18 protein-coding genes, 3 rRNA genes and 1 pseudogene are annotated in these 23,842 nt (G+C 52.9%); 8 read left to right on the top strand and 14 right to left on the bottom strand.

Translation table 11 applies throughout. The annotated features are described in order from the left end of the window. Positions 1-70: 70 nt before the first annotated feature. Positions 71-1,900: an APC family permease gene (locus MKY96_RS01760; RefSeq protein WP_340938179.1), complete on the bottom strand. Its 1,830-nt coding sequence runs from the start codon at positions 1,898-1,900 to the stop codon at positions 71-73. 280 nt (positions 1,901-2,180) lie between these two features. Continuing rightward, positions 2,181-2,597: a MarR family winged helix-turn-helix transcriptional regulator gene (locus tag MKY96_RS01755; protein ID WP_340938176.1), complete on the bottom strand. Its 417-nt coding sequence runs from the start codon at positions 2,595-2,597 to the stop codon at positions 2,181-2,183. Between the two features lie 143 nt (positions 2,598-2,740). On the opposite strand from MKY96_RS01755, the gene MKY96_RS01750 reads away from it, so the two are divergent. Further along, positions 2,741-3,214, top strand: coding sequence for a DUF2798 domain-containing protein (locus MKY96_RS01750; protein WP_340938174.1), 474 nt, complete (start codon positions 2,741-2,743; stop codon positions 3,212-3,214). Positions 3,215-3,317: 103 nt separating this feature from the next. Here MKY96_RS01750 and MKY96_RS01745 read toward each other — a convergent pair whose 3' ends face one another. After that, the gene (locus MKY96_RS01745) at positions 3,318-3,659 is read right to left on the bottom strand and encodes a GH32 C-terminal domain-containing protein (protein WP_445671463.1); all 342 of its coding nucleotides are present in this window, start codon (positions 3,657-3,659) and stop codon (positions 3,318-3,320) included. Position 3,660: 1 nt separating this feature from the next. Between MKY96_RS01745 and MKY96_RS01740 the strand changes: the two are divergent. From MKY96_RS01740 to MKY96_RS01730, 3 genes and pseudogenes are all read left to right on the top strand, one after another. After that, positions 3,661-3,783: pseudogene (locus MKY96_RS01740) on the top strand (substrate-binding domain-containing protein); the annotation flags it as partial. Between the two features lie 5 nt (positions 3,784-3,788). Then, a complete protein-coding gene (locus tag MKY96_RS01735; protein WP_340944413.1) occupies positions 3,789-4,178 on the top strand; it encodes a carbohydrate kinase family protein in 390 nt (129 codons plus the stop codon). A 113-nt stretch (positions 4,179-4,291) separates the two neighbouring features. Beyond that, positions 4,292-4,990: a DUF6710 family protein gene (locus MKY96_RS01730; protein WP_340938170.1), complete on the top strand. Its 699-nt coding sequence runs from the start codon at positions 4,292-4,294 to the stop codon at positions 4,988-4,990. 624 nt (positions 4,991-5,614) lie between these two features. On the opposite strand, the gene MKY96_RS01725 is transcribed toward MKY96_RS01730, so the two are convergent. Continuing rightward, on the bottom strand, positions 5,615-6,586 hold the full coding sequence (locus tag MKY96_RS01725; protein WP_340938168.1) for a LacI family DNA-binding transcriptional regulator: 972 nt from the start codon (positions 6,584-6,586) through the stop codon (positions 5,615-5,617). A gap of 137 nt (positions 6,587-6,723) precedes the next feature. Between MKY96_RS01725 and MKY96_RS01720 the strand changes: the two genes are divergently transcribed. The 4 genes from MKY96_RS01720 to MKY96_RS01705 all read left to right on the top strand — a co-directional run bounded on the left by MKY96_RS01720 (position 6,724) and on the right by MKY96_RS01705 (position 12,250). Beyond that, positions 6,724-8,145, top strand: coding sequence for a glycoside hydrolase family 1 protein (locus tag MKY96_RS01720; protein WP_340938166.1), 1,422 nt, complete (start codon positions 6,724-6,726; stop codon positions 8,143-8,145). Positions 8,146-8,654: 509 nt separating this feature from the next. Beyond that, on the top strand, positions 8,655-10,127 hold the full coding sequence (locus MKY96_RS01715; RefSeq protein ID WP_340938164.1) for a hypothetical protein: 1,473 nt from the start codon (positions 8,655-8,657) through the stop codon (positions 10,125-10,127). A 15-nt stretch (positions 10,128-10,142) separates the two neighbouring features. Then, positions 10,143-10,829, top strand: a complete 687-nt coding sequence (locus MKY96_RS01710; protein ID WP_340938162.1) for a response regulator transcription factor — start codon at positions 10,143-10,145, stop codon at positions 10,827-10,829. Positions 10,830-10,831: 2 nt separating this feature from the next. Then, a complete protein-coding gene (locus MKY96_RS01705) occupies positions 10,832-12,250 on the top strand; it encodes a sensor histidine kinase (RefSeq protein ID WP_340938160.1) in 1,419 nt (472 codons plus the stop codon). Between the two features lie 29 nt (positions 12,251-12,279). Here the strand turns inward: MKY96_RS01705 and MKY96_RS01700 are convergent, their stop codons facing one another. From MKY96_RS01700 to MKY96_RS01655, 10 genes are all read right to left on the bottom strand, one after another. Beyond that, positions 12,280-12,750 carry an OsmC family protein gene (locus tag MKY96_RS01700; RefSeq protein WP_340938158.1) on the bottom strand — a complete coding sequence of 157 codons (471 nt, stop codon included), beginning with the start codon at positions 12,748-12,750 and terminating at the stop codon, positions 12,280-12,282. A 63-nt stretch (positions 12,751-12,813) separates the two neighbouring features. After that, a complete protein-coding gene (locus MKY96_RS01695; protein ID WP_340938157.1) occupies positions 12,814-13,515 on the bottom strand; it encodes a metallophosphoesterase in 702 nt (233 codons plus the stop codon). 33 nt (positions 13,516-13,548) lie between these two features. Then, positions 13,549-14,133, bottom strand: coding sequence for a DUF421 domain-containing protein (locus MKY96_RS01690; RefSeq protein WP_340938156.1), 585 nt, complete (start codon positions 14,131-14,133; stop codon positions 13,549-13,551). Between the two features lie 64 nt (positions 14,134-14,197). Beyond that, the gene (locus MKY96_RS01685; protein ID WP_340938155.1) at positions 14,198-14,995 is read right to left on the bottom strand and encodes a dihydrodipicolinate synthase family protein; all 798 of its coding nucleotides are present in this window, start codon (positions 14,993-14,995) and stop codon (positions 14,198-14,200) included. A 122-nt stretch (positions 14,996-15,117) separates the two neighbouring features. Further along, entirely contained in the window at positions 15,118-16,209 is a 1,092-nt protein-coding gene (locus MKY96_RS01680) for a hypothetical protein (RefSeq protein ID WP_340938154.1), read from the bottom strand. 103 nt (positions 16,210-16,312) lie between these two features. Beyond that, positions 16,313-17,665, bottom strand: a complete 1,353-nt coding sequence (locus tag MKY96_RS01675) for a HAMP domain-containing sensor histidine kinase (RefSeq protein ID WP_340938152.1) — start codon at positions 17,663-17,665, stop codon at positions 16,313-16,315. Positions 17,666-17,667: 2 nt separating this feature from the next. Continuing rightward, positions 17,668-18,327, bottom strand: coding sequence for a response regulator transcription factor (locus MKY96_RS01670; protein ID WP_340938150.1), 660 nt, complete (start codon positions 18,325-18,327; stop codon positions 17,668-17,670). 466 nt (positions 18,328-18,793) lie between these two features. Then, a 5S ribosomal RNA gene (gene rrf / locus MKY96_RS01665) occupies positions 18,794-18,910 on the bottom strand. Between the two features lie 79 nt (positions 18,911-18,989). Then, positions 18,990-21,915, bottom strand: a 23S ribosomal RNA gene (locus tag MKY96_RS01660). A gap of 228 nt (positions 21,916-22,143) precedes the next feature. Then, a 16S ribosomal RNA gene (locus tag MKY96_RS01655) occupies positions 22,144-23,704 on the bottom strand. The 16S, 23S and 5S rRNA genes sit together here, the layout of an rRNA operon. Positions 23,705-23,842 lie beyond the last annotated feature (138 nt).

The raw sequence follows: 23,842 nt of genomic DNA, 5'->3' as shown, positions 1-23,842 counted from the left end.
CCGGGGAGGTACAGAAAGCCCCCAGCCTGCGGATATCCGTAAGCTGGAGGCTTCCATGCGCATAATCCTGTTATTTTTTCAAATGATAAGGAACGGTAGTGATAATGACATTGCGCCGGTACAGCAGATGTGCGCGGATCAGCAGACTGGACTGGTTATGCAGAATGTTATGCCAGCCCTTCTTCGGTATGAATTGAGGGACAATGACGGTCACCTGATAATTCGACTCGCTGGCCTTGCGCTGAACCGTATCTATGAACTTGGTCAATGGATGAATGATGCTGCGGTAAGGCGAATACAGCGTCACTAACCGCACCTCCGGGTGGAACTTCTTCCACTTCTCTTCGAAAATAGCGTCATCCTCCCGCTCGAACGGGATGTGGACGGCGATAATCTGCTGCGCACTCAGCGACTTGGCATACCGCAAGGAATTCTCCACCACATGGGTAATCCCTGCTACCGGCAGGATGATGATATTCCCTTCAATCGCAAGCGGGGGCTCCCCGCAGGTGGCTACCCGCAATTGGTCGGCGACCGATTCATAATGCTTGTAGATGCGGTAGAAGAACAGGATAATCAGCGGCAGGAAGACCAGGACCGGCCAGACCTGCGTGAATTTGGTCAGGAAGAACATCATCGTGACAATGAAGCTGATCAGCGCCCCGATTGCATTGATGATCAGCTTAGGCAGCCAGCCCTCCGGCTTGTGCCGGAGCCATTTGACGATCATGCCTGTCTGCGACAGGGTGAACGGGATGAAGACCCCGACTGCATACAGCGGAATGAGATGCTCCGTCCGCCCCTCAAAGGCAATGATCAGGATAATCGACAAGATGCCCAGGCTGAGAATGCCGTTCGAGTACCCCAGCCGGTCTCCGCGCACGGTGAACATCCGGGGAATGAATTTATCCTTCGCCAGATTCACAGCCAGCAGCGGAAATGCGGAATATCCGGTGTTCGCCGCCAGAACCAGAATTAAGGCTGTCGTGCCCTGCACGACATAATACATGAAGTTGCGGCCAAAGACATGCTCGGCAATATCGGACACCACCGTGACCTGTTCACGCGGAGCAATGCCGTAATAATACGCCAGGAAGACGATGCCTGAGAATAACAGCGCGAGCAGAATTCCCATCGCCGCTAAGGTTTTGGCTGCATTATTCGGTGCCGGTGCCTTGAAATTGGGGATCGCATTCGATATGGCCTCCACCCCAGTCAGCGCCGAGCTGCCTGAGGAGAACGCCCGCAGCAGCAGGAACAGGCTGATTCCGGCCACCGGTGTTCCCAGTGAGGTGTGAAGCTCCGCAGGTACTCTTCCGGTCAGCACATTGAACAGGCCCAGCCCGATCATAATGAACATCGCCAGGACGAACAGATAAACCGGATACGCCAGGAAAGAGGCAGACTCGGTGACCCCACGCAGATTCAGGGTCGTGATCAGCAGGACGAAGATGATGGCAATCAGCACATTATAAGGATGCAGACCCGGAAAAGCTGAAGTAATCGCATCCGTTCCCGCAGAGACACTGACCGCTACGGTTAGTATATAATCGACGAGCAAGGAGCCCCCCGCAATCAGACCCGGATATTTACCCAGATTCTCCTTGGATACGACATAAGCCCCGCCGCCTTGGGGATAGGCAAAGATGATCTGCCTATAGGAGAGTATCAGGGCCAGGAGCAGCACCAGCACCCCCCCTGCAATCGGAATGGAATACCAGAATGCGGCTGTACTAACGGTGATCAGCACCAGCAGAATCTGCTCCGGGCCATAGGCCACAGAGGATAAGGCATCCGAGGACAGAATGGCTAGGGCCTTGGTTTTGTTAAGCTTCTGTTCTCCCAGCTGATCGGACTTCAGCGGCCGTCCGATCAGGAACCTTTTTACCGAAGACATCATTATCACTCACCGACTTTTTTTGTAGTTATATTACCCCTGGTGCACGAATAAAATCTGGACCTATAATTGGATACAGACACTATTTTTGCTGCCGTTCGATACTACATTAATTCTTTTATCACCATCTGTATATATGCAGATATCCTAGACAAACCCCAAACCATGAATAACAAATGATATTCGCCGAAAGACACAGCAAAAGGGACCAAGCAGGCTTTCCGCTTCGTCCCGTTTGCTTATTTCAGCTTTTTTTGCTATATTCAGCCATTTTCAGGAAGTCTCAGAGCCAGTCCTGTGTAAGCAGCGTCCGCAGCAGCTCCACCTGCTCCCTGCCGATCCGGGCCGTGATTTCGGCTTCAATATTCTGCTTGATCTCCAGCATACTCCGGCAAGCCGCTGTCCCCTTCGCAGTGAGCACGATAGGCTTGTCCCGGCTGTTCCCTTCCTTAGCAGAGGTACCCACGTAACCTTCGGCCAGCAGATTGTTAATCGTCTTCTGCGTGCCCTGGCGGGAAATGCTGATCAGCCTGCTGAGCTCCGAGATGGACAGAACGCCGTGCTGCTCCAGCATCGCCAGAATATGCGTCTCCGTCTTATTCAGCGGCTCGCCGCTCATCTGGTTTACCTTGTCCCGCAGCATCTTATGCTTCTCGCTGATCATATCGACCAGATTCAACCCGCTCATATACTCCTTCATTTACAAGACCTCCATTAGAGAAATGCCGTTCCGCCTTACCGGGAATCTCTGTTGCCTTAATTGTCAACCAAGTTGACAATAATCCCTCCCACTGCTACTATAAGTGAAGTTTGATAAACTTACATTTAAGGGAGTTCGGAAACATGGGCAGCAACAAAAAAGAAGCTTTAATTTTCACCAGTATGATGTGTTTTTGCATGGTCGTCTTTATGTCTTTCTATAATGTAATTATTTCTAACGGATTCAACAGCAGGCTGTTCACGGATGTGGCTGTGGGCTTGCTCCCGGCACTTGCCGTTGCCCTGTTCTGCGATATTGTGGTGGTTGGCAGAATTGCCAAGGGCCTGGCCTTCAAAATAGTGAAGCCTTCCGCCCCCCAGTTCCGCAAAGTGCTGACGATCTCGTGCCTCATGGTCTGCGGCATGGTCATTCTCATGTCTCTATACGGCACACTAGCACACTTCGGATTCAGGGACAACTTCTTCCGTCATTACTTCTCCATCCTGGGGCTTAATTTCATCTGCGCCCTGCCGCTCCAGCTGCTGGTGGCCGGTCCGCTGACCCGGTTCCTGTTCAGCCGGATGTTTCCGGTTCGTACGGCAGCACCGGGCGTCTAAGGCTGGCGTGGACCGGTGCCGCCATACCAAAAAGGGTGTTCAGCCAGCCATGATCTCATGGCTGTGCGGAACACCCTTGTCCGGGATTCATTCTATTGATTATTTATTCCATGAAAGACAGGCGCCCGCCCTGGAGCTGTACACTGCCGCCCTTAGCATAGAAGCTTAGGCCCGAGCAGATGCCTCCAGGGAAGACCAGGCTGGTGATGGCGGCGAGGCCGTCATTGGCGAACACCTCCACCGAACAGGCATCCAGCAGGATACGCAGGCTCTTCAGGCTGCCGATTCCCCCCGTGCTCTGGAGATCGGGAAATATGTCCGAGAAGCCGGTCTCGCCGGACTGATCTCTGTGCAGGGTTAGAGTGTCTTCAGCAGCAGAGTAGATGAGTTCAGTATACTCAGTAGCTGTATGATGAATAATAAGACCGAATTCTTCCGCTTCAATCCGTGTCATGAAGTCACTTAAGAACAGAGGAATCAAGGTGCCGGAGCAGGTAGCGGTCTGCGGCTTCGACGATGCCTCGGAATCCCGGATCATCGAACCCCATCTGACAACGGTTCATATTTGGCCGATCTGGTAAAGGTCAGCGACGAGGAGCTGCAGCTGATTACAAGCGAAGCGGACCGTGATGCCGCCCTTGATATGCTGCATGAATGGGGAGCCGGAGCAGTAGCCGTTACTCTGGGCAGAGACGGCACCCTGATCTCCTCCCCGGACTCCCGGCTGCTGATTCCGAGCATCACCGTGAAGTCCATCGATTCCACCGGTGCCGGCGATGCCTTCATCGGAGCGCTGCTCTGCCGGATCAGCCAGCTGGCCCATCCGGCAGACTTCACCCGCAGCGCGGAGCTGCAGCAAGAATTCGTCACCTTCGCCAACCGGGTGGGGGCGATGGTCTGCACCAAGGTCGGGGCGATTGCCGCGCTGCCGACACTGGACGAGGTCCAGGAGTTTGCCGGGTAAGCTGCGGAGCTGCTGCTAAACCAATCTTTACCTGCTGTTTTCATCACAGACAGGGGAGCACGGCACGTAATATGATAAGCACATTATCATATGGTTGAAGGAGCAGCTTTTGCATGACGATGAAACAAGAATTCGATAATCTCATGGCGTTTGCCAAGGATTTAATTAATGAGAATCTCGGCTTTTATTATGATATCAATTATGGTTATTTCCAGCCCGAGACCCACCCGGTTGTGGACTTCATCCGGCTGATCGGCAGACGCATTCAGAGCCAGCTCATGCTGATGCCCGCGCTCTACGGGGAGGTCGACCAGATGGAGCGGATGTTCTCGGACAACCTGTTCTTTGATGAATGGGCCGAGGTTACGCTGGACGGACGGAGCTTCCACTTCCTGATGCGGCAGATTGACAACAGCAGCAGAATCATCAACCTTGCACGTGACCTGGTCTTCCCCTCCCCCTGGATTCCCCGCAAGCTGCGCGACAGTCTGATCCGCATCGGTGAAGGTACCCTGAACGGAAGCTGGCGGCAGGATAAGGATCATCAGGTTACCCTCTGGCTCCCTCTTGGCATCTCCTTCGTGGAAGGCTCAGGGCATCATTCCATAACAGCGGGGATCGCCAAGGGCGAAGGGGAGCTCTACCCCACCTCGGTGTATGACATCAGCCTTATCTACGATCACGTGTATACCGACGGCAGGTATTACTACAGAACGCACGACCATTCGATTATCTCCGAGGTTCATTTCGTGGAATGCGCCGCCATCTTTGAGATCGGCCGGATCATGGCGGCGCAGAAGATTATTTTCTGAGGGACGACATCCGTTTCAGCAAGTGCAGCTCAAACAAATCACCCTGACGGGTGAACGATGTTAAATGCCTTATGCCGCTCTTAAGAGGCTTTTCACTTTTCTCCCTCCGGCCGCTTTTAAGGAGCAGTAATGTTGCTCTTTTTGCAGGATTCCTCTATATCTTTTACGGGTTGAAGTACATTGTTGCATGATTTGCACAAATTTCGGTGTTTAGAGCAAGTTAGCGCTGAATTTGTTGCAGTTCGTGCAGGATTTCAGCATTGACCGCTTCTTTGGGGCAGTATTGTTGCATTTTTGGCAGGATTCCTCTTAAAATGTTACTGGCTGTGATGCATGGGGCCCTTCCCTCCGCGCAGCGGCACCCATTGTATTCGGTTTATCTGTGAAAATACGTCTCTTGCGATAAACGCACGGCCTACGTGGCGCTCCCGGTCCCATTGTGTTCGGTTTTAAGCATACCCTCAGCCTTCAGTCACATTCAGCATCAAAGTCATTCTACGAATCATTCAAAGAACTCTTATCCACAAATTTACACAAACCTTTTCCACAGCAGAAGGAAGCTATAGTTTCCTATACAAGCACAAAAGCCGCGATCCCGCCCAAATCGGACGGTTCACGGCTTATTCAAGTAGTAGCTCTCTGTACGAGCTGGAATTCAAGCTGCTGCTGCCCGGCTTCTGTTCCCCCCAGCTTGCCGAGAATCAGATAGAGCGCATTCTGGGCCTGTGCGGCAATCGGATTATCAATCGAGGTGATTCCCAGCGTATGGGCCAGCTCCGTATTGTCGAATCCAACAATCGCCAGCTCCTCCGGCACCTTCACCTTAAGCCTGCGGGCCTCGCTCAGTATCCCTGCCGCTACCATATCATTGGCGCAGAGGATGACATTCGGACGCTCGCCGGACCTCAGCAGCAGCTCCCGGATCAGCCCTTCGCCCTGGCGGATGGAGTGGATGCCCGTCTGTGACCAGTCCGGGTTAACCGTCAGAGCGTGTGTGCGGGCTGCATCCTGATACGCCTGTATCCGCCCGGAGGTATTCATACTGGTCGGCCTGCCCCAGGCATTGGCAATCCGCGTATACCCCCGTCCGATCACATGCTCAAGCCCCAGCATGTACCCGTCATATTGATTCATGGCGACACTCTGAATCTCCGGAAGCTCCATCCGCTGCCAGGACACAATCGGCCCGTATTTGCAATAGGAGCCAAGGAGCGCCTGATCGTTGACGCAGGTGCTGATCACCAGCGCATCAACTCTTTTGCGCCGCATATCCTCGAAGGCTTGCAGCTCTTTGGCCGGATCGCCCCCGGAGGTATAGATGATCGTCTGATATCCGTGCCGGCTCGCAGTCTCCACGAAGCTGTTCAGAAAAGGCAGCATCACCTCGTTGATCCCCTCTGTAACCATCCCGATCTGCATCGTCTGTCCTCTGGACAAGGAAATGGCATTGCCGTTCGGCACATAGTCCAGCTCTTCCATAATCTTCAGGATGCTCTCCCGCGTCGCTTGACTTACATGGGGAGAACGATTCAGTACTCTTGATACCGTAGCCTTGGAGAATCCCGACAGTTTGGCGATTTGATCCAGATTCGACATGATGGCACTCCTTACATAAATTCTGATCTTTTAAATAATACTTGACATGTAACGCGTTACAACATTTAGCATGGAATTATGGGACATATTAATAGCTTACCATATCTGACCATAACTATAAAAAGGCGGGATTATCCATGAGTACTCCATTTCCTGAAGGCTTCCTGTGGGGCGGCGCAGTAGCTGCCAATCAATTGGAAGGTGCATATAACGAGAACGGCAAAGGCCTGTCCACTCAAGATGTAGCTCCGCAAGGAATCAAGGGCCCCATCACCGAGGTGCCTACCGAGGATAATATGAAGCTGGTCGGGATCGACTTTTACCACCGGTACAAAGAAGATGTTAAGCTTTTTGCTGAAATGGGCTTCAAGGTCTTCCGCACCTCCATCGCCTGGTCCCGGATCTTCCCGAACGGTGATGAGCTGGAGCCGAATGAGCAAGGCCTGCAATTCTATGATGACCTGTTCGATGAATGTCACAAATACGGCATTGAGCCGCTGGTGACCCTCTCCCACTACGAAACGCCGCTGCACTTGTCGAAGCAGTATGACGGCTGGGTCAACCGCAAATTAGTCGGTTTCTATGAACGATATGCCAGAACGGTATTCACCCGCTACAAGGATAAAGTGAAGTACTGGCTGACCTTCAACGAGATTAACTCCATCCTGCACGAACCGTTTATGAGCGGCGGGATCTATACACCGAAGGACAAGCTGAGCAAACAGGATCTGTATCAGGCGATTCATCATGAGCTGGTAGCCAGTGCTACTGCGGTCAAGATTGGACATGAGATCAACCCCCAGGCCCAGATCGGCTGTATGATCCTCAGCATGCCAACCTACCCGCTGACACCTAACCCGGACGATGTGATTGCAGCGATGAAGTCGGAGCATATGAACTACTTCTTCGGGGATGTTCATGCGAGAGGCGTATATCCCGGCTACATGAAACGTTATTTCAGAGAGCACGGCATTGAGATTCACATGGAGCCCGGAGATGCAGAAATCCTCAAGCACACCGTAGATTTCATTTCTTTCAGCTACTATGTGAGCATCTGTGAGACGGGAGACCGCAGCAAACGCACCCAGGAAGGCAACCTGATCGGCGGCGCGCCTAACCCATACCTGAAGGCTTCCGAATGGGGCTGGCAGATTGACCCGCAGGGTCTGCGTTATGTGCTGAATATGTTCTATGACCGTTACCAGAAGCCGTTGTTCATTGTAGAGAACGGACTCGGGGCCAAGGATGAGCTGATCACCGGCGAAGACGGCGTGCCGACCGTTAATGACGACTACCGGATTGAGTACCTGAACGACCATCTGGTGCAGGTGGGCGAAGCTATTGAGGACGGCGTTGAAGTCATGGGCTACACCTCTTGGGGCTGTATTGACCTGGTCAGTGCGTCAACCGCTGAACTAAGTAAACGCTACGGCTTCATCTACGTAGACCGCCACGACGACAATACAGGAACACTGGAGCGCTACCGCAAGAAATCCTTCCACTGGTATAAGGATGTTATTGCTACCAATGGACAGAGCCTGCGGCGCTCAGGCGAATAGAATAGCCAGACCATATATAGGGTTGTCCCGAAAAGCCTAAAAAAGGCTGATTGGGACAGCCTTTTTTCTTAGAGAAAGATAACATCTTGCGTTCTTCATGCGCCCAACCGGGTTGGACTGTAAGAATGGTAGCGACAGCGGCCCATTCCGCCGGTCTTGCCTGCCCCTCCCCCGATAACTGAAGATATCAATTTCAGTTGAATGTACTTAACACAAAAAGCTGGGAAGGAGCGGAGGGGAAATTTGGAACTGTAGGAGCGATAGCGACCGCCTTTATGTTTGGATTTCTACCGCGCCCAGCGGGTTCAATCAGGAAATCCAAACATAACAGCGGCCGGAAGTCCAAATGTTCACCGCAGCGACGAGTTTAAGCTTTGCGTTACTGCCCTTCCATCTTATATCCCATCTCAGATTTATATCTTCAGTCAGCTCCTTTACCATTTTGAAACTAATTGCCCGAAAGGTTAGGATATACTAGCCACAGATGAATCCTAAGGAGCGTAACTGCAATGAACAAATATACCTTCGGCCTCAGCAGCCTCTTATTCTTAAGCCTGATCGCCTCCGGCTGTGGTACCATGAAGACGCCGAGCGATCTGCTTCAAGCCCCCGCACAGGGGAATAGCGACGGGAATCTTACCGGAATCGTCAAATCCTTTCTACCGGCCAACGCGCATTTAACGGTTCCCATCCACTCGGAATCCGGCAGTGCGATTCAATTACAGGATCTGGACAAGGACGGGCAGGAGGAGCTTCTGGCCTTCTACAAGACAGACAAAACCGATTACGAGATTAATACCCTCCTCCTCTCACAGCAGAACGGCAAGTGGACCAAGCTGGCTAACCTTACCGGAGTAGGCAGCGAATTGAATGAAGTGTCCTTCACAGATGTTACCGGTGACGGAGCGGAGGAGCTGCTGCTCGGATACGGCGGCGGGGAGGGCTTAAGCAAAGAGCTGGCGGTCTACAGTCTAAGCAGCGGTAAGCTGACCGAGCTGCTTAAGCAGCCTTACGACCAGCTGGTCCTTGGCGACCTGACCGGAAGCGGGCATACCGACATTGCCTTGCTTCAGAGTACCTACACCACAGATAACCTCCGTGAGACCCATCTCCTGTTGCTCCGGCTCAAGGACGGTACGCTGCAGACCTTATCTGACCAGAAGCTGGATGGTAATGTCATCGAAGCCCAGTTCGGCAAGGCGTCCCCTACCCGGGACGCAATCGTCATCGATGCCGCCATTGGCGCACATGCTTCCTATACTTCACTGCTGACTTGGGAAAAAGACAGGTTTACTGATATACTGGCAACAGATGATTATCAGCGTACCGCGCTCGCAGCAAGCAAGGATCTGGTGCTGTCTCCGCCAGCTGTCTCTCCTGAGCTGCTTGGCAGCAGCAGTATTGCAATTAAGGACTACCCGCAGTCCAGCCTGGATGTGAATAATGACGGGATCTTGGAATTCGGCTTCCTGGTGCCGCCAGCCGGTACGGAGAGCATGGCTCCCTTGGCGACCCCATTCATCACCAAATATTATCAGTGGGACGGACAGACCGGCCTGACCTTCGTGCAGGAGCAGTTCGACCGCTGGGGCTTCAACTTCCGTATTCCCAAGTCCTGGGCGGGCCAGACCCTGCTGGAGGTTCCGGGAGAATCACCCCAGCCCTGGGAGAAGCTCCAGTTCAGCTACAAGAATACCGGGTCTGCTGTGAAGGCTCCGCTGCTGGAGCTTCGCCTGCTGACGAAGAAAGCCTGGTCTGCCGCAGAAGTCCAGCTGAAGGCTGAGAATAGAGAGTATAAGCTGCTGTATGAGCAGGGGAACTCTAACAATGACACGGAGCCTACTCTATTCGTTGCCGTAATGCCTGCAGCGGATGCCGCCGGCAAGCTGCAGGGGGCCGATCTGCAGAATTATAATCAGCTGAAGCTGACACTGGATGAAGTCGTTCAGCTGGCCGGCATGCCCCAGAAGCCGCGGCAATAAGAAGGAGAGCTGTTCATGAAAGTGCTGATACTGGAAGATGAGAAGCCTATCCGTGATCTGCTGTGCATCAACCTTAAGCGGGCAGGCTTCGAGACCGCGGAGGCTTCTACCGGTGAAGAGGCGCTGCGCATTGCAAGAGAGCAGAGGGATTTTGACATCGCGATTCTCGACCTGATGCTGCCCGGACTTAGCGGGTTCGAAGTGTGCACCCTTCTGCGGACACACTTCCCCCGGCTGGGAATCATTATGCTCACCGCCAAAAGCCAGGAAATCGACAAGGTCATGGGCCTGGAATCCGGCGCAGATGACTATGTGGTCAAGCCCTTCAGTCCGGTGGAGCTGGTTGCCCGGGTTCGCTCACTCTACCGCAGGATGTATCCGGGAGAAGCACTGCCGCAGGAGAATCTCATCGAGCTTGCGCCTTTTACCCTAATGCTGGATGAACGGAAATTATTGAAGGACGGGCAGGATATCCCGCTGACCCCGACCGAGTTCATGATCGTTAAGCTGCTAATGGAACAGCCGAACAAGGCCATGAACCGGGATGATATTCTGACAGCCGTATGGGGGCAGTACTTCATGGGAGATCTTAAAATTGTAGATGTGAACATCAGCCGAATCCGCCAGAAGATCGGACAGGAGTCCTCCGGGCCGCAGTTCCTCGAGACCGTGTGGGGATTCGGATATATTTGGAGGGGCTAATTGTGCTGAAGGGAATCAGGTCCAGACTTATCGTCTATATTACCCTTATGCTGCTCCTGATCGTGCTGCTGCTGGAGGGAGTGTTCATCGCTGCTGTCCACTATTATTATCTGGGCAGTGCGATGGAGACATTGAATACAAGGGCCACGACTTCAGCGACCTTTTTCAATAAGTATCTGGAGAGTTATAGCTTGAATGAACGGGCGCGTTATATTCTGGAGAATCTCTCCCCTGAGGAGAGCAGTAAGGTGGAAGTGCTGAGTCCAGCCGGGCATGTGGTCATTAATTCCTTCGGCTTCTCCAGTACAGAGCAGGTGAGTACCCCTGATGTGAGAGCAGCCCTGGCCAACGGCAAAGGAAGCTTTCAGAGCATCAAGCCAGTGAACGGGGAACGAATTATGGCAGTCTCTATCGCGCTGAAGGAGTCGGGGAGCACGATCGGCTTGCTGCGCTACTCGGTTTCAGCAGAGCCTTTATATAACGTTATTCTCAAAATTGCGCTGAATGCAGCCATCGTCGGGCTGCTCGTTATTGGATTCGGCTTCATGCTCAGCCTGATTATCGCCAAACGGATCGTAGGGCCGATCCAGCAGCTGACCGGGGTCGCCAAGGAAATGGCCACCGGTAATTTTGCCGTCCGGGCAAAGAGACGGTATGACGATGAAGTCGGCACCCTTGCGGTAACGCTGAATTATATGTCGGAGGAGATCCTCAAGAGCGAGAAGCTCAAATATGATTTCATCTCCTCCGTCACCCATGAGCTGCGGACCCCGCTTACCTCCATCAAAGGCTGGGGGGAGACCCTGCTGGTTGGTGATCTATCGGATAAACAGGAGACCCTGCAGGGTCTTGAGGTTATGACCGGGGAGACAGACCGGCTGATCGGCCTGGTGGAGGATCTGCTGGACTTCTCCAAATTCCAGGCCGGAGAGATCCGCATTGTGCGCCAGCCGTATGATCTTAGAGGCCTGCTGGAGGATCTGCTGCTGCAGTTCAGATACCGGGGGCAGACAAAGCAGATCCGCCTCTACGCCGACCTTCCCGATCAGCCGCTGCCGGTGGACGGTGATTTTAACCGGTTGAAGCAGGTGTTTGTCAATTTGCTGGATAATGCCTTCAAGTTCACCCCTGCGGAGGGCGAGGTCCGCCTTACAGCCGTACTCGAAGGCGAGCGGATACTCGTCACAGTCGCCGACAACGGCGAAGGTATCGAGACTGAGGATCTGGCACAGCTTGGCACCAAATTCTTCAAAGGCCGCTCCCGCCAGTCCGGAAGCGGCCTGGGCCTCGCCATCTGCAAAGAAATTATCGAGCTGCATGACGGGCAGCTGCGAATCGAGAGCGAATTCACCAAGGGAACCACAGTAATTGTAGAGCTGCCGCGTTACGAGGTGGAGCAGCATTTTGCCTCACCAGTGTAGCTCTAGCTCTGTATCCCGCTGTGCTTCTATTACTCTACCCGGGCTTGTCCGCTCCCTCGCGCGATTTCCACAACTGGCTTAGTCTCTATAGAGACGTTACCGGCCACGGCTCTGGAGATCATACAGGAGGCTTCAGCCTTATGTGCCAGCCGCTCTGCCATCTTCAGCTGTGCCGGTGCCGCACCAGCCTGGAGCACAATGCTAGGCTTGTGAACAATCTTTTCGTACGTGAACACATTATTCGTGACATCTACTGTCGCTTCAGACGCTAAGGTCAGCTCCTCTGGAACAATCTCCGAACGCTCCAGCATTGCGGCCAGGGTAATCAGGTAACAGGTCGCTGCTGCACCCAGCAGCATCTCATCCGGGTTCGTGCCGGTTCCCGGTCCGCCCATCTCCTGCGGAATCGATATAACCGTCCGCAGTCCGCCCGCATCAATATGCCCTTCGCTGTTCCGTCCTCCATTCCATACCGCCTTCAGGTGAAAAGGATGCTTCATCTCACTCCGTCCTTTCTTTTCTTCATATCAAATAAGTACTATTCTCTTGTGTCACTCCTGGGGCTAGATACGCCCGATCCGTCTGGTCTCCAGCCGCTGGTCTGCCTGCCTATACACATGGCAAGTCATCTCCGTCAGATTCACCAGCCCAAGCGACCTTTCTTCAAGTATCGGGTAGGTATTAGACCCCAGATCGCAGTTCATCCTGACGCCGTCACCATAGATCCGTTCAACCGGCGTATGCCCGTGAATCACCGGCCTGCCATTCGTTAAGGCCAGGAGCGCTTCACGCGGCTGGCGGTAGAATTCATATTCTGTCATCCATAGAATCTCCCGGCTCTGCTCCTCCAGAGGCTGCTCTGTATACAGTCCGGCATGTGTATATACATATTCATCATCCTCAAAATACAGCGGCAAAGAATAGGCCCATTCCATCAGCTCCTGCCGTTGTTCCGGGTCGGGATAAGCCTGCTTCAGGCTCGCCAGCGTCTCTCGCCTGCCATGGCTCAGCCAAAGCTTGTCTCCGCTTTTTATATAATCCCCCATCATTTCTTCATGATTGCCAATCAGCGCATGGACCTGGCCCGGATGCCGCTCTGTAAGCTGCTTAAGGTAACCAAGCACTCCGGCCGAGTCCTTGCCCCGGTTGATCATATCTCCGCCGATGACCAGCTGGTCCTGCGCCCAGTTCATTCCAGACTGCCGGAGCAGAAGCTCCAGACCCGTCTTATCGCCATGGATATCCGTTATGAAGAATTTGCGCATGAACTCCCTCCTTCTACAGCATCCAGTCTATCTTTATTGCAGCTTAATCTCTTCAAAAAGCCCCGTCTGCGGATCAGGCTGATCCAGGTGTCCAGCCTCGTTCGCTGGACCGCTTCCACCCAGATATTTAACAAAGAGCGCCTCAATCTGGGCCATAGTGGCCGGCTTTGCGGAATCCTGCAGTTCATATCCAAGCTGTCCGTTGGGCTCAATCGTCGCTGTTTTGACATCGCTGAGCCTGGAGATGCCCTGTCCCCGCAGGCTCATCTCCAGCTCATCGACGGTTAATCTCAGCTTCCGCAGATTCTTAGGCTGAAGCTGTCCCTCCGCAATAACAATAACCGCAGGCCCCTTGATCAGCCGCTCCAGAGCACCCCAGCGGACCTGCAGCCATTCCACTACAATTAACACTATGATGAATACGGCTGCTGCAACTATGGTAATCAGAATACTATGATCGGCGATCGGCTGCACAATAATCGTCCCAATTGAGATCATGGCGATCGTCGTAGGAATCGTCATCTGCGAGATCGATTTGCGGCCGGCCAGCCGCAGCACCAGCATCCCGACAATGATCAGCACCAGCGCCTTCCAGATTTCGCTCCAGATTTCATGCATCGCTCCGTCTCCTTTTGATAGTAGATAGGCTAGCTTTTGTCTTACAGGAGGCGAATATGCATCTCTAGAGAATCGGAGCCCGGCACACGCCCGCCGGAATCCCCAACCGGTTGTAATGCTGTTTGATGTTGACAAGCGCATGGCCGCTGAACACCTGCGCCACTATGTCCTCCAAAGGTCCAGCCTCCACCTGCTCCTTCCGCAGCAGACGCTCCACCGCGCTCTTGATCTCCAAGGGGTACAGATTTCCGGCCACACTGGAGAGACCATTGCAAGGGCCTGCGGCGAAATTCTCCACAAGCCTCATATCCCCTGCTGCAAAAAGAATGAACCCCTCCGGATACTCTACTCCCACATGCCGCTGCAAATCGCCTGTTTCTTTGTAGCCTACAATATTCGGGTGGCGGCGGATTAACGTGTACAGCGACTCCGGCGCCAGATCGAATCCGGTCCGGCCGGGATTATTATACAGCGCTACCGGCTTGCTCGTATGGCTAAGCAACTCCTCCACATAAGCAACCGCCTGTTGCTGCGTAGGCCGGATGTATGGCGGGAAGCCAATCATAATGGCATCGATTACCGATGTCTCCAGCGCCTGAACCAGCGTTACCGCGTCCCGGGTTCTGATGGCAGAAGCCCCGAACACCAGCTCTATCCCCTGGAAGCGCTGCTGATTGAAGTACTCAATGATCTCCAGTCTCTCTCCGATACTCAGCGAATGCTGCTCGCCAGTGCTTCCCGAGATCAGCAGCGATTCGATACCGTTCTGCTTCTGGTAGGCGACAATGGCTTCGAATCCTTCTACATTCAGACCCTCATCACTGTGAAAAGGTGTAGGGATCGCTACATTTAATCTTTTCATATTACACTCCTTTTGGAATAGACCTCGCATCTTCTAACTCCAATGTAACAAAAAATCCTGATGAATCAAGAAATACTTGATCATCAGGACAGATTCAGTTCTATAGCAACACGGCTTCCCGCTTATTTAGCCTTACCGGCAGGCTCATAGATCAGACAACGCAGCTGCTTACCCGGATAGCGTAATTCCGCATTATATTTGCTGCCGTCTTCCAGCAACAGATCCACGGCCACCATCCCGCGTTTATTGTTTACCTCGGTGTTCGTGAGATACGCCTTCACTATCTTTCTTTTCTCTCCCTGCTTGTCCTTTACAATCCGGGTAGCTTCCTTTATCCAGCTGTCATCCTTCTTCATGGCAGCCGCTGCTGCCGCGTCGATCGGGGTTCTTTTTATAATAGAGTTAAAAGCTGTTGTATCTACCACCACCCCGGTGTCAGGATCGATCTGTACACTATATTGCCAGTATTCCTGACCTTGTCCAAGCAGAGTAAGCGACTTATATGGTGCAGAATGAACCGACCAAAATGAGGGGATGCCATAACCCGGTTCATGCAGCATAACATTTGTTTGCAGCTTAGAGATATCGGCATCGAACAGCTTGCGCACACTTTCAGCCGCCCGTGCCTGTACTTCAGTCTTGCTGAATTTCTCCGGTATGGCCACGGCAGGAGCAGTTATATTACGTTTGGATGACAGAAGATTAAGCCGGTAGTACCAGTCAATCATTTGCAGCAGCTCTTCATCCGTCCAGGTGCGCTCCGGTTGATGATACGTATTGGTCTTTATATCGAGATACAATTCTCCTTGACCCGCCTCTAGCGGCAAAGGCTTCTGCGGCCGCACACCATCATATACATACTTATCCTCCAGCACCCGCCTGCGGTTAATCTCCGCATCGCTCATCGCCCGGCCTGAAATATGGGGATCGCCTGGGAGCTCTAGATAGTCGTAGATTTGCTGGATTTGTTCCTCTGTCATCTGCTTCAGCAGCAGATCATCATTCACGGTAGATACCGGCACGGGTGCCTCCACCTTCAGTACAGGAACATCGCTTCCTGCCGGACTTGCCTTAGCACTGACCTGAGCTGCCGTACTGTACTTCGCGACGACTGCTGAGTTCGCCAGACTGGGGACAAGGAGTCCGCTGAATGCGAACATACCGCCTGAGCATAGGACAACTGCCATAGTAACAGACCACTTTTTCTTGTTCAATTGTATTACCTCCATCAGGATTCAGGATATTAACTCTATCCATAGCTTAATCCCGGGATATTATAGAGTAGAGGAGCAGTTGTTATGGAGTTGTAAAATAGCTTCACACAGTAGAGCTTAAAAAAAGCCGGATGCTCGTCCCCTCACCCGGAGCAGATAGCAGCTCAATTCTGGCATGATGCGCTTCAGCAATCTGGCGGCATAGAGAGAGACCCAGACCTGCATGGCCATAGGACCGCGAACGTGAAGGATCTGCACGGTAGAACGGCTCAAATGCCCGCCTGCTCTGCTCTTCTGTCAATCCACTCCCGCTGTCCTGTACTTCAAGCACCCCTGCTCCGTCCTGCTGATAGGCCAGCACACGGATCGTATGCCCTGGCCGGGACACCGGAATCGCATTCTCGATCAGATTCACCAGCAAAGCTGCCAGAAGATCAGCATCTCCCCATACGGCAGGAATGGAGCTATTCAGCTCCAGCAGTAATCCGTTATCTGTTACCCTCTGCTGTTCGGTCTGGGCCACTGTGTCGAATAGCGAAGCCACGTCTACCTCTGCCAGCATCAGCGGCTGATGCCGCAGAACGGACAGATCCAGCAGTTTGAAGGCCAGATTCTTCAGCCTCACGGTTTCACTAAGAATATAATGGCCCGCCTTGACCTGATCCTCCTGATCTATGTTAGCTGTGGTCAGCAGCTCCGCGAATCCCTGTATACTGGTCAGCGGTGTCCGCAGCTCATGAGCCAGATTATCGACCATCCGCTGCTTATCCTCAGCCATGCCTGCGAGATCGCTCATCCGCTGCTCGATCACTGAAGCCATCCGGTTGAAGTTTACGGCCAGCTCCCCGAATTCATCCCTGCTGTTCAGCTCCACACGGTTGGAATAATCGCCTTCGGCTATCGTCTTCGTTGTCTCCGACAACAGCTTGAGCGGCTTGGTCAGATGCCGGATCAGAAGATAGAGCAACCCCACGAGGAGCGGACCGACAATCCAGTTAATCATCACAAAAAAACGGTTAAGCTCCTCCTGCTGAGCGTACAGCCCGCTGATATCGCGCTTGTATACCAGCTCCAAATGTTGATAGGGAGCAGGGAGCGGCATCGCTAACGTCATGATATGTTCTTCCTGTGCTGCACGCTGTTCTTTCTCACCAGGATAGAGCAGCAGTCCATCATCCCGCAGCTCCAGCTCTATCCCCTGCTTACGGTAGTGTTCTCCATAGGACTTAGCCACACTGACCAGCAGTGCCGGGGTAAGAGAGACGCCTCTTGCCCGAATGGAATCCAGATTCTCATAGATATTATTCGTAATTAGCAGCTGTTCGCTGGCCGCACGTTTGCTCTCACTGGCCATGTTCAGCTGCCAGCTTTTTTTCATTACCATCACGACACTTACATCAAGTGCCGCTATAAACAGCACCAGGACAGCAAGGAGAATCTTATGCCAGAACCGCATGGCTAGACCTGAACTTCCAGCCGGTAGCCCAGCTTGAACACGGTTTTGATCCGTTCTTCCCAGCCCAGTTTTTTGCGCAGCTGCCGGATATGTACATCCACGGTACGGGTATCACCGGCATAATCATAGCCCCAAGCCAGCTCCAGCAGCTTCTCTCTGGAAAGAGCAATATTCCGGTTGCGAATCAGCACTTCAAGCAGCTCGAATTCTCTGGCCGTCAGATCCACCAGCAGCTGTTCCACCCACACCTGACGCTCCTTGAACCGGACTTCAACCTCATCGCATACAAAAGCAGAGGCAGCCTGCTCATTCCTCCGCAGCACAACATTAATCCGGGCCAGCAGCTCCAGAATCTCAAAGGGCTTGATAATATAATCATCCGCACCCAGCTCGAATCCCCTGATCCGGTCTGAGAGTGCATTCCGGGCCGTAATCAGAATGACCGGAATCTTAAGCGGAGCAATCTGCTGCATCACCCCGAACCCGTCCAGACCGGGAAGCATGACATCCAGCAGGACGAGATCCGCCCGTTCCTTCTCCAGCAATTCCGCAACCTCTGAGCCGGTATAGGCTTTGGAATACGTATGTCCCACCAGCTTAAGGTTCATAGTTATTAAATCATTAATCGCCTGTTCATCCTCAACAACAAGTATATGAGCCATCTATCGAATATCCTCCTAACTCTGTAGCCACAGGGTACCCGTACACAGGTAACCTAATCTTAATCATACCAGATTCCAGAGCATCCATAACCTATAAGCCGAACCTGACCTTACACACCCGCCTGCCAAAAAATCCCGACGAATCAAGAACTGCTTGATCGTCAGGACTAGTTAGTTCATTGAACATAAGCTTCCCGCTTATTTTCCCTTATCGGCAGGCTCATCAATAGGCGTTCTTATCGCTGCCAAATTAACTGCTCTCGTATCCACAACCACTGTGGGCTCCGGTGCTTTCGGGACGACAACAGTCTCTACCACTACCCTACTCTCTACATGTTATAGAGTAGAGTGACAGTTGTTATGGAATTGTAAAAAGAAACAGGGCCTCTCTGCTTCCCGGGCAGTGTCCAAGCTTTCCCGAAAATACAAAAAGACCACTGTCTGAGAATCAACAGTGGTCTTGTGTGCTTGGCAACGTCCTACTCTCCCAGGACCCTTCGGTCCAAGTACCATCGGCGCTGGAGGGCTTAACGGTCGTGTTCGGGATGGGTACGTGTGGAACCCCTCCGCTATCGCCACCAAACGGGCATTTACAGCGTAAATGCTTCAGGAATTTGATTCCTGAAAACTGAATCCGAAACGAATTTGTGTGTTTAGTGTGTTTGGATAAGCCCTCGACCGATTAGTATTGGTCAGCTCCATGCATTGCTGCACTTCCACCTCCAACCTATCTACCTCGTCGTCTTCAAGGGGTCTTACTAATTGGGAAATCTCATCTTGAGGGGGGCTTCACGCTTAGATGCTTTCAGCGCTTATCCCGTCCGTACGTAGCTACTCAGCCATGCTCCTGGCGGAACAACTGATGCACCAGCGGTACGTCCATCCCGGTCCTCTCGTACTAAGGACAGCTCCTCTCAAATTTCCTGCGCCCACGACAGATAGGGACCGAACTGTCTCACGACGTTCTGAACCCAGCTCGCGTACCGCTTTAATGGGCGAACAGCCCAACCCTTGGGACCTACTTCAGCCCCAGGATGCGATGAGCCGACATCGAGGTGCCAAACCTCCCCGTCGATGTGGACTCTTGGGGGAGATAAGCCTGTTATCCCCAGGGTAGCTTTTATCCGTTGAGCGATGGCCCTTCCATGCGGTACCACCGGATCACTAAGTCCGACTTTCGTCCCTGCTCGACTTGTAGGTCTCGCAGTCAAGCTCCCTTATGCCTTTGCACTCTGCGAATGATTTCCAACCATTCTGAGGGAACCTTTGAACGCCTCCGTTACTCTTTAGGAGGCGACCGCCCCAGTCAAACTGCCCGCCTGACACGGTCCCCGTACCCGCTAAGGGCACTAGGTTAGAACCTAGATACGATCAGGGTGGTATCCCAACGGCGCCTCCGCAGAAGCTTGCGCTCCTGCCTCACCGGCTCCCACCTATCCTGTACAGATCGTACCCAAATTCAATATCAAGCTGCAGTAAAGCTCCATGGGGTCTTTCCGTCTTGTCGCGGGTAACCTGCATCTTCACAGGTATTAAAATTTCACCGGATCTCTCGTTGAGACAGCGCCCAAGTCGTTACGCCATTCGTGCGGGTCAGAATTTACCTGACAAGGAATTTCGCTACCTTAGGACCGTTATAGTTACGGCCGCCGTTTACTGGGGCTTCGGTTCACAGCTTCGGGTTACCCCTAACCGCTCCCCTTAACCTTCCAGCACCGGGCAGGCGTCAGCCCGTATACTTCGCCTTGCGGCTTCGCACAGACCTGTGTTTTTGCTAAACAGTCGCTTGGGCCTTTTCACTGCGGCCCCCTCGGGCTATTCACCCTACCGAGGCACCCCTTCTCCCGAAGTTACGGGGTCATTTTGCCGAGTTCCTTAACGAGAGTTCTTCCGCGCGCCTTAGAATTCTCTTCTCGCCTACCTGTGTCGGTTTGCGGTACGGGCACCTTCTCCTGACTAGAGGCTTTTCTTGGCAGTGTGAGATCATGACCTTCGCTACTATAATTTTCGCTCCCCATCACAGCCCAGCCTTACGATGTGCGGATTTGCCTACACACCAGCCTCACTGCTTAGACGGACATCCATCAGTCCGCGTCACTACCCTCCTGCGTCACCCCATCGCTCATAGCGGATTACGGTGGTACAGTAATTTCAAACTGTTGTCCTTCGACTACGCCTGTCGGCCTCGCCTTAGGTCCCGACTTACCCTGAGCGGACGAGCCTTCCTCAGGAAACCTTGGGCTTTCGGCGGATCAGATTCTCACTGATCTTTTCGTTACTCATACCGGCATTCTCACTTGTGTAGTGTCCAGCGCTCCTTACGGTACACCTTCAACCCCTACACAACGCTCCCCTACCCCAGATACAAAGTATCTAGCCATAGCTTCGGTGGTGTGTTTAGCCCCGTTACATTTTCGGCGCAGAGTCACTCGACCAGTGAGCTATTACGCACTCTTTCAATGGTGGCTGCTTCTAAGCCAACATCCTGGTTGTCTGTGCAACTCCACATCCTTTCCCACTTAACACACACTTGGGGACCTTAGCTGATGGTCTGGGCTGTTTCCCTTTTGACAATGGATCTTAGCACTCACTGTCTGACTCCCGGCAAGAAGTAAATGGCATTCGGAGTTTGACTGAGCTTGGTAACCCTTGCGGGCCCCGCACCCAATCAGTGCTCTACCTCCACCACTCCATTCACCGAGGCTAGCCCTAAAGCTATTTCGGGGAGAACCAGCTATCTCCGAGTTCGATTGGAATTTCTCCGCTACCCCCACCTCATCCCCGCATTTTTCAACATGCGTGGGTTCGGGCCTCCAGTGCGTGTTACCGCACCTTCACCCTGGACAGGGGTAGATCACACGGTTTCGGGTCTACGTCCACATACTCAGTCGCCCTATTCAGACTCGCTTTCGCTGCGGCTCCGGCTTCTCACCTTAACCTTGCATGTTAAACGTAACTCGCCGGTTCATTCTACAAAAGGCACGCCATCACCCATAAAGAGGGCTCTGACTTTTTGTAAGCACACGGTTTCAGGTTCTATTTCACTCCCCTTCCGGGGTGCTTTTCACCTTTCCCTCACGGTACTGTTTCACTATCGGTCGCCAGGTAGTATTTAGCCTTAGCAGATGGTCCTGCTGGATTCATACGGGGTTTCACGTGCCCCGCACTACTCGGGATCCGTCTCGGAGAGAACACAGTTTGGGCTACAGGGCTTTTACCTCTATCGCGGGCCTTTCCAGACCTCTTCACCTACTCTATTCCTTTGTAACTCCATGTGAGACGTCCCACAACCCCAAGAGGCAAGCCTCTTGGTTTAGGCTGTTCCGCGTTCGCTCGCCGCTACTGACGGAATCACTATTGTTTTCTCTTCCTCAGGGTACTTAGATGTTTCAGTTCCCCTGGTCTGCCTCTGCGTATCCTATGTATTCAGATACGAGTAACTGCGAATTACCACAGCTGGGTTTCCCCATTCGGACACCCCCGGATCAAAGCTTGCTTACAGCTCCCCGAGGCAGTTTCGTTGTTCGCCACGTCCTTCGTCGGCTCCTGGCGCCTAGGCATCCTCCGTGTGCTCTTAGTAGCTTAACCAATGCGTTTTCCCTAAGGAAAACCGCTTAGCATCGCCATTAATTCAAAACTTGTTTACACAAGTTCAGCTTAAAGGAATGTTCTAAAACGCAAATTCGTTTCGGTATCCAGTTTTCAAGGATCAAGTTGAGAGCTTAAACTCTCAAAACTGACCAACGAGTGAGTAACTAGCCGACCGGCTAGATTTAAGATTTGAATGTCTTCATTGCAGAAGACGATTCTCCATAGAAAGGAGGTGATCCAGCCGCACCTTCCGATACGGCTACCTTGTTACGACTTCACCCCAATCATCTACCCCACCTTCGGCGGCTGGCTCCCTTGCGGGTTACCCCACCGACTTCGGGTGTTGTAAACTCTCGTGGTGTGACGGGCGGTGTGTACAAGACCCGGGAACGTATTCACCGCGGCATGCTGATCCGCGATTACTAGCAATTCCGACTTCATGCAGGCGAGTTGCAGCCTGCAATCCGAACTGAGACCGGCTTTGCTGGGATTGGCTCCACCTCGCGGCTTCGCTTCCCGTTGTACCGGCCATTGTAGTACGTGTGTAGCCCAGGTCATAAGGGGCATGATGATTTGACGTCATCCCCACCTTCCTCCGGTTTGTCACCGGCAGTCACTCTAGAGTGCCCAGCTTCACCTGCTGGCAACTAAAGTCAAGGGTTGCGCTCGTTGCGGGACTTAACCCAACATCTCACGACACGAGCTGACGACAACCATGCACCACCTGTCTCAACTTTCCCCGAAGGGCACCTGATGCATCTCTGCTTCGTTAGTTGGATGTCAAGACCTGGTAAGGTTCTTCGCGTTGCTTCGAATTAAACCACATACTCCACTGCTTGTGCGGGTCCCCGTCAATTCCTTTGAGTTTCAGTCTTGCGACCGTACTCCCCAGGCGGAGTGCTTACTGTGTTAACTTCGGCACCAAGGGTATCGAAACCCCTAACACCTAGCACTCATCGTTTACGGCGTGGACTACCAGGGTATCTAATCCTGTTTGCTCCCCACGCTTTCGCGCCTCAGCGTCAGTTACAGCCCAGAAAGTCGCCTTCGCCACTGGTGTTCCTCCACATATCTACGCATTTCACCGCTACACGTGGAATTCCACTTTCCTCTTCTGTACTCAAGTCACCCAGTTTCCAGTGCGACCTCAGGTTGAGCCCAAGGTTTAAACACCAGACTTAAATAACCGCCTGCGCGCGCTTTACGCCCAATAATTCCGGACAACGCTTGCCCCCTACGTATTACCGCGGCTGCTGGCACGTAGTTAGCCGGGGCTTTCTTCTCAGGTACCGTCACTCCGGTAGCAGTTACTCTACCGGACGTTCTTCCCTGGCAACAGAGCTTTACGATCCGAAAACCTTCATCACTCACGCGGCGTTGCTCCGTCAGGCTTGCGCCCATTGCGGAAGATTCCCTACTGCTGCCTCCCGTAGGAGTCTGGGCCGTGTCTCAGTCCCAGTGTGGCCGTTCACCCTCTCAGGTCGGCTACGCATCGTCGCCTTGGTGGGCCGTTACCCCACCAACTAGCTAATGCGCCGCAGGCCCATCCCCAAGCAGCAGATTGCTCCGCCTTTCATTCTCTCCTCAGGAGAAAAAAGAAATTATCCGGTATTAGCTACCGTTTCCGGTAGTTATCCCAGGCTTGAGGGCAGGTTGCCTACGTGTTACTCACCCGTCCGCCGCTAAGTCTGAAAGGAAGCAAGCTTCCTCTCAAACTCCGCTCGACTTGCATGTATTAGGCACGCCGCCAGCGTTCGTCCTGAGCCAGGATCAAACTCTCCAAATTGGTATTTAGAAAGAGCGATTGCTCATTTTGAAACATCTGACGAGAATTTACATTCTCTCATTTTGGATCTCACCGAAGTGATTTCCGATACTCACTCGTTGTTCAGTTTTCAAAGATCAAGCTCGTTGTTAGCGACGA

It is taken from the genome of Paenibacillus sp. FSL R7-0302, from assembly GCF_038006885.1.
Taxonomy (GTDB): domain Bacteria; phylum Bacillota; class Bacilli; order Paenibacillales; family Paenibacillaceae; genus Paenibacillus_AQ.
This window is presented reverse-complemented; position numbering and strand designations above follow the sequence as displayed.